Raw genomic sequence first — 6,872 nt, 5'->3', positions numbered from 1 at the left:
CGAAGTACAGCCGCATACGGTTGGGGTCCTCGGTGTTGAGGGCCGTCCACATGCGCTGGAAGTACGACAACGGGCGGGGCCGGAAGTGGTCGCGCACAGCCGTGATCTCGTACAGCCGCTGCCATTCCTCAAGGTCGTGGTAGCCGCCCTGGACGACCTCGACGCCGGCCTTCTCCGCCTTCTTGATGTTGCGGCGCCAGAGCTGGTTGAAGTTCTTGTGGACGTCTTCCAGGGAGCGGTTGGCCAGCGGTACCTGAAACACGTATCGGGGCTGTACGTCGCCGAAGCCGGCGCCCCCGTCCTCCCCCTGCTGCCAGCCCATACGGCGGAGCTTGTCGGCGACCTCGAAAGCGCGCGGCTCGATGAAGTCGGCCTCGATGTCGCGCAGCCGCTTCACATCCGGGTTCTGAATACCCTGCTTGATGGAGCCGGCCTCCCAGCGCCGGATGATCACCGGCGGGCCCATCTTCACGGAGAAGGCGCCCTGCTGCTTGAGGTGCGCGAGCATCGGCTCCAGCCACTCGGTGAGATTCGGCGCGAACCAGTTGATGACCGGGCCCTCGGGCAGATAGGCCAAGTAGCGCTTGATCTTGGGCAGTTGCCGGTAGAGGACGAGCCCTGCGCCGACCAGCTCACCAGTCCGGTCGTCAAACCATCCGAGGCTCTCGGAGCGCCACTCCGCCTTGACATCAGCCCAGGCCGGAACCTGCATGTGGCTCGCCGCCGGCAGGGTCTGGATATACGCCAGATGCTGCTCGCGACTGATCGTCCTCAGGGTCAGGCTCATTCAGGGTGCTCCTCGGGCTGGTTCGTCCCCATGGGTACAGGGGCTCCGGCTCTAGCGCCGAAGCCTACTGCGCCTTGGGAGCGCCCCGACTGGGCATACGGAAGCTTCGCCCCGGCCTGTTGGCCGCCGAGGCATGCCGCGGTGTTGGGGACAGTGTCCTTGGCGTCAGCCGAAGACCCCACCGAAGAGGCCGCCGTGCGCCATGCCCAGGAAGAAGCCGATCGCCGCGGCGCCGAGGCCCAGGATCAGACCGAAGCGTTCGCGGGTCGTCTCCGAGATCCACTGCCCGTAGGCGCCGGTGACGATCCCCACCAGGCCCGCCCAGGAGCTGAGCAGGTGCAGGCTGTGGAACATCGCCGTGACGAACGAGACGATGCCCAGCACCAGGGTCACCGCGAGAAGCGTGTCCTGGAGCGGGTGGGGTTTGCCGTCCGTCGCGAACAGGCCTCCGACGGTGTTGGGTCGCAATGCTTGTGCCATAGGGCACCTCCTGCGGAAGACGGCGCATCGTAGCGCCATACACACCCGATGTGTACAGAGTGTCGTTGCCGGCGGCCGGATTTCAACCGGAAGCCGGAGTGCGGGTACTCTGTAGCGTCTGCACTGGTGTATGCCCTCGTCACGGGTCGGAATCCCATGGGGAACCGCCGATTGTCAGTGGCGGCTGATTTACTGGCAAACACTGGTGCGCAACGCATCACAACCCTCCTGCCACGGAACGACCGTGGCCGCTGAGTCCAAAGGAGGTGGGTTCCATATGCGTCACTACGAAGTGATGGTCATCCTCGACCCCGATCTCGAGGAGCGCGCTGTCTCCCCGCTGATCGAGAACTTCCTCTCCGTCGTCCGTGAGGGCAACGGAAAGGTGGAGAAGGTCGACACCTGGGGCCGTCGTCGTCTCTCGTACGAGATCAAGAAGAAGCCCGAGGGCATCTACTCGGTCATCGACCTGCAGGCCGAGCCTGCGGTCGTCAAGGAGCTCGACCGCCAGATGAACCTGAACGAGTCGGTCCTCCGGACCAAGGTCCTCCGCCCCGAGACCCACTGAGCTTCCCGCTCAGCTGATCTCGGGATTCGAGTAGCAGCACAAGCAGCCAGCAGCAAACCCGCCGAGAGGTTCCCCCATGGCAGGCGAGACCGTCATCACGGTCGTCGGCAATCTTGTCGACGACCCCGAGCTGCGCTTCACCCCTTCCGGTGCGGCGGTCGCGAAGTTCCGTGTCGCGTCCACTCCCCGCACCTTCGACCGCCAGACGAACGAGTGGAAGGACGGCGAGAGCCTCTTCCTCACCTGCTCGGTCTGGCGTCAGGCGGCGGAGAACGTCGCCGAGTCGCTCCAGCGAGGCATGCGCGTCATCGTGCAGGGCCGGCTGAAGCAGCGGTCCTACGAGGACCGTGAGGGCGTCAAGCGCACGGTCTACGAGCTGGACGTCGAGGAAGTCGGTGCCAGCCTGCGCAGCGCCACGGCCAAGGTCACCAAGACCGCCGGCCGCGGTGGCCAGGGTGGCGGTGGCGGCTTCGGCGGTGGCCAGGGTGGCGGCGGCGGTGGCGGCCAGGGTGGCGGCGGCTGGGGCGGTGGCTCCGGCGGCGGTCAGCAGGCCGGCGGCGGTGCTCCCGCCGAGGACCCGTGGGCAACCGGCGCTCCCGCCGGTGGCCAGCAGGGCGGAGGCGGTGGCTGGGGTGGAAACTCCGGCGGCGGCTCCGGCGGCGGTGGCGGCGGCTACTCGGACGAGCCCCCCTTCTAGTACTTCGGGCTGTATGCCCGTGGTCGAAGGCGGGTCGTACCCACACTTCTTGATCACACAGGAGAAACACCATGGCGAAGCCGCCTGTGCGCAAGCCTAAGAAAAAGGTCTGCGCTTTCTGCAAGGACAAGGTCACGTACGTGGACTACAAGGACACGAACATGCTGCGGAAGTTCATTTCCGACCGCGGCAAGATCCGTGCCCGCCGCGTGACCGGCAACTGCACGCAGCACCAGCGTGACGTCGCCACGGCCGTGAAGAACAGCCGTGAGATGGCGCTGCTGCCCTACACCTCCACCGCGCGCTAAGGGAAGGGTGACCGACAAATGAAGATCATCCTCACCCACGAGGTCTCCGGCCTCGGTGCCGCGGGCGACGTCGTCGACGTCAAGGACGGTTACGCTCGCAACTACCTGATCCCGCGGAACTTCGCGATCCGCTGGACCAAGGGCGGCGAGAAGGACGTCGAGCAGATCCGTCGTGCTCGCAAGATCCACGAGATCCAGACCATCGAGCAGGCCAACCAGATCAAGGCTCAGCTCGAGGGTGTCAAGGTCCGCCTGGCCGTCCGCTCCGGCGACGCCGGTCGTCTCTTCGGTTCCGTCACCCCGGCCGACATCGCTTCCGCGATCAAGGCTTCCGGTGGCCCCGAGGTCGACAAGCGCCGCATCGAGCTCGGTGCGCCCATCAAGACCCTGGGCGCCCACGCGACGTCCGTGCGTCTGCACCCCGAGGTTGCCGCCAAGGTCAGCATCGAGGTTGTCGCGGCCTGATCGCTGCGCTCGGCATAGCTGAAAGAGGGGCCGCACCCACTGGGTGCGGCCCCTTGCCGTGTCCATTGCGCTGGTGTCGTGGACTGGAGAGTGTGGAACGGCGCGTGTTTCACGTGAAACATGGCGGCCCACGGTGTTTCACGTGAAACGGTCACTACGTCGTTTCACGTGAAACGCTCAGCGGGTCGCGCCCGTGACGATCCAACGGCCCGAGCGGGTACGCCGCCACAAGGTCAGCATCCGGATTGCCATCATCAGCGTCATGGCGGCCCAGAGCGCGGTGAGCCCTCCGCCGAGTACGGGGACGAGAAGGGCGATAGGAGTGAAGACCGCAAGGGTGAGCACCATCGCCCGCGCGAGATAGGGTCCGTCGCCCGCGCCCATCAGTACGCCGTCCAGGACGAACACGATGCCGCAGATCGGCTGAGAGAGGGCCACCATCAGCAAGGCGGGCAGTGCGATGTCCTTGACTGCGGAGTCGCTGGTGAACAGCGGCAGAAAGAGCGGGCGGGCGACCACTACCAACAGGCCCAGTACGACCCCGGTGGCGATACCCCACTCCACCATGCGTCGGCATGCGGCGCGGGCGCCCTCGGTGTCCCCGGCACCCAGGTAACGCCCGATGATGGCCTGCCCGGCGATCGCAATGGCATCCATGGCGAAGGCGAGCAGACTCCAGAGGGACAGGATGATTTGGTGCGCCGCGATGTCGGCGTCACCGAGGCGGGCCGCAACGCCCGTGGCAATCATCAGGACGGCGCGCAGAGAGAGCGTGCGCACCAGCAAGGGCACGCCTGCGTGCGCGGAGGCCCGGATCCCGGGGGCGTCGGGGCGCAGCGAAGCGCCGTGTCTGCGGGCCCCCCGGACGACTACTACGAGGTAGGCCGCGGCCATGCCGAACTGGGCGATGACGGTGCCCCAGGCGGAGCCGGCGATGCCGAGGTCGGCTCCGTAGACGAGACCCACGTTCAGGACGCCGTTGGCGACGAAGCCCGCGATGGCGACGTAGAGAGGCGTCTTGGTGTCCTGTAGTCCGCGTAGGACACCCGTCGCGGCGAGCACGACGAGCATGGCCGGTATGCCGAGCGCCGAGATCCTTAGATAGGTGGTCGCATACGGAGCTGCTGTGTGCGAGGCGCCGAAGAGGTCCACGAGGGTTGGTGCCGTGGGCAGGACGACGGCCACGACCGACGCACCGAGGAGGAGCGCCAGCCAGATACCGTCAATGCCCTGGCGGATGGCGGCCTGGAGGTCGCCGGCGCCGACGCGTCGGGCAACGGCCGCCGTGGTGGCGTAGGCGAGGAAGACGAAGATGCTGACGGCTGTCATGAGGAGGGCCGAGGCAACCCCGAGTCCGGCGAGTTGTGCCGTGCCGAGATGGCCGACGATCGCACTGTCGGCCATGACGAAGAGGGGCTCGGCGACGAGTGCGCCGAAGGCCGGGACGGCCAGTGCGACGATCTCTCGATCGTGCTGTCGTCGGGCGGCCCGGGAGGTCGCTGGAGCCTGTGTCATGAGCATCAATGTAATCGTCCACAGGTAAGAGATGCAAAGGCAGTACGCCCCTTACTTACCGTCTCGGCCTGTGCACTCCCGTACACAGTTCGAAGTGATCTTGGCCCGACTGGGAAAGTTTTTCTTCTGCACAGCCGGTGGATGGGAAAAGTGCAGGTCAAGGCGGGCATCGCCGGAGAATTGGCGGCTTGTTCACAGGCCTGTCCACCGGGTCGTGCACAGGTTTTACGGAGTTCTCCACAGCATCCGGGCAGTCGTCCACATGGCCTGTGGATAACCAGATTGGCTGACGGTGCCGACGGGCCTACGGTGGTCCGGCGCCCGCTCCGTCCGTCGGCCTGGAAAGCCTCACAAAACCGACGCGTCAGAACCGGAGTTGGGCCTCTTATTTGTCAGTGCCGTGCCGTAGAACAGAGGGGCACGGCGAGGGTCCGCTCGGCGGACGGGAGGAGGTGGCTCGGTGAGTATTTCCGAGCCCTTGGACGACCCGTGGGCCGACAGCGGTCCAGGTGATCGTCTGCCCGCCTCGCGCCGACGCGGCGACGGAGGCCGCGGCGAGCAGCACGACCGGGGCCGGGAGGGCGGCGCCTGGGAAGGCGGGGGCACGTCTTTCGAGCGCGTACCGCCGCAGGACCTCGACGCCGAGCAGTCCGTCCTCGGCGGCATGCTCCTGTCCAAGGACGCCATCGCCGATGTCGTCGAAATCCTCAAGGGCAACGACTTCTACAAGCCCGCGCACGAAACGATCTTCCAGGCGGTCCTCGACGTCTACGCCAAGGGAGAGCCGGCCGACCCGATCACGATCGCCGCCGAGCTCACCAAGCGCGGCGAGATCAACAAGGTCGGTGGCGCGTCCTATCTCCACGGGCTCGTACAGACGGTGCCGACGGCGGCGAACGCCGAGTACTACGCCGAGATCGTGCACGAGCGGGCCGTCCTGCGCCGCCTGGTCGAGGCGGGCACCCGCATCACCCAGATGGGATACGCGGCCGACGACGACGTCGACGAGATCGTCAACCGTGCGCAGGCCGAGATCTACGCGGTCACCGAGCAGCGCACCAGCGAGGACTACCTGCCGCTCGGCGACATCATGGAGGGCGCGCTCGACGAGATCGAGGCGATCGGTTCGCGCAGCGGCGAGATGACCGGTGTGCCCACGGGGTTCACCGACTTCGACTCGCTGACCAACGGCCTGCACCCGGGCCAGATGATCGTCATCGCCGCGCGACCCGCCATGGGTAAGTCCACACTCGCGCTGGACTTCGCTCGCGCCGCGTCGATCAAGAACAACCTGCCGAGTGTCATCTTCTCCCTCGAAATGGGGCGCAACGAGATCGCGATGCGCCTGCTGTCCGCCGAGGCCCGTGTCGCCCTGCACCACATGCGGTCCGGCACGATGACCGACGAGGACTGGACACGACTGGCCCGACGGATGCCGGACGTCTCCGCCGCCCCGCTCTACATCGACGACTCCCCGAACCTGTCGATGATGGAGATCCGCGCCAAGTGCCGCCGGCTGAAGCAGCGCAACGACCTCAAGCTGGTCGTCATCGACTACCTCCAGCTGATGCAGTCCGGCGGCTCCAAGCGAGCCGAGAGCCGTCAGCAGGAGGTCTCGGACATGTCCCGTAACCTCAAGCTGCTGGCCAAGGAGCTGGAGCTCCCGGTCATCGCGCTCTCGCAGCTGAACCGTGGTCCCGAGCAGCGCACCGACAAGAAGCCGATGGTCTCCGACCTGCGTGAATCCGGCTCCATCGAGCAGGACGCCGACATGGTCATCCTGCTGCACCGCGAGGACGCCTACGAGAAGGAGTCACCGCGCGCGGGCGAGGCCGACCTGATCGTGGCCAAGCACCGTAACGGCCCGACGGCGACGATCACGGTCGCCTTCCAGGGGCACTACTCGCGTTTCGTGGACATGGCGCAGACCTGATCGACGAGTACCTGCTGATGGTCCATCCCTACGCCCTGCCGCGCCCGGCAGGGCCGTGACTGCGATCACAGGGACTGCTGTGTCGAGAACACTGCGCCAGCTCCGTCCCAGGGGCACGA

8 protein-coding genes are annotated in these 6,872 nt (G+C 66.6%); 5 read left to right on the top strand and 3 right to left on the bottom strand.

The genetic code is table 11. The features are described 5' to 3' along the window. Both KCH87_RS37525 and KCH87_RS37520 read right to left on the bottom strand, forming a co-directional pair. Positions 1–787 (bottom strand): peptidoglycan bridge formation glycyltransferase FemA/FemB family protein (locus KCH87_RS37525; protein ID WP_210592326.1); only part of this gene is annotated, 787 nt, incomplete at its 3' end. A 165-nt stretch (positions 788–952) separates the two neighbouring features. Then, positions 953–1,267, bottom strand: coding sequence for a hypothetical protein (locus KCH87_RS37520; protein ID WP_210592325.1), 315 nt, complete (start codon positions 1,265–1,267; stop codon positions 953–955). 277 nt (positions 1,268–1,544) lie between these two features. Here KCH87_RS37520 and rpsF point away from each other — a divergent pair, with 277 nt between their 5' ends. The 4 genes from rpsF to rplI all read left to right on the top strand — a co-directional run bounded on the left by rpsF (position 1,545) and on the right by rplI (position 3,305). Then, entirely contained in the window at positions 1,545–1,835 is a 291-nt protein-coding gene (rpsF, locus tag KCH87_RS37515) for a 30S ribosomal protein S6 (RefSeq protein WP_006604399.1), read from the top strand. Positions 1,836–1,911: 76 nt separating this feature from the next. Further along, positions 1,912–2,532 (top strand): single-stranded DNA-binding protein, encoded by a 621-nt coding sequence (locus KCH87_RS37510; protein WP_210592324.1) that lies wholly within the window; start codon positions 1,912–1,914, stop codon positions 2,530–2,532. Positions 2,533–2,603: 71 nt separating this feature from the next. Beyond that, positions 2,604–2,840 carry a 30S ribosomal protein S18 gene (gene rpsR, locus KCH87_RS37505; RefSeq protein ID WP_003949403.1) on the top strand — a complete coding sequence of 79 codons (237 nt, stop codon included), beginning with the start codon at positions 2,604–2,606 and terminating at the stop codon, positions 2,838–2,840. 18 nt (positions 2,841–2,858) lie between these two features. Further along, positions 2,859–3,305, top strand: coding sequence for a 50S ribosomal protein L9 (gene rplI, locus KCH87_RS37500; protein WP_210592323.1), 447 nt, complete (start codon positions 2,859–2,861; stop codon positions 3,303–3,305). A 177-nt stretch (positions 3,306–3,482) separates the two neighbouring features. On the opposite strand, the gene KCH87_RS37495 is transcribed toward rplI, so the two are convergent. Beyond that, positions 3,483–4,820: an MATE family efflux transporter gene (locus KCH87_RS37495; RefSeq protein WP_210592322.1), complete on the bottom strand. Its 1,338-nt coding sequence runs from the start codon at positions 4,818–4,820 to the stop codon at positions 3,483–3,485. 460 nt (positions 4,821–5,280) lie between these two features. On the opposite strand from KCH87_RS37495, the gene dnaB reads away from it, so the two are divergent. Then, on the top strand, positions 5,281–6,753 hold the full coding sequence (gene dnaB / locus KCH87_RS37490; RefSeq protein ID WP_210592321.1) for a replicative DNA helicase: 1,473 nt from the start codon (positions 5,281–5,283) through the stop codon (positions 6,751–6,753). Positions 6,754–6,872 lie beyond the last annotated feature (119 nt).

This window comes from Streptomyces sp. GESEQ-35 (assembly GCF_017948485.1).
Taxonomy (GTDB): Bacteria; Actinomycetota; Actinomycetes; order Streptomycetales; family Streptomycetaceae; genus Streptomyces.
This window is presented reverse-complemented; position numbering and strand designations above follow the sequence as displayed.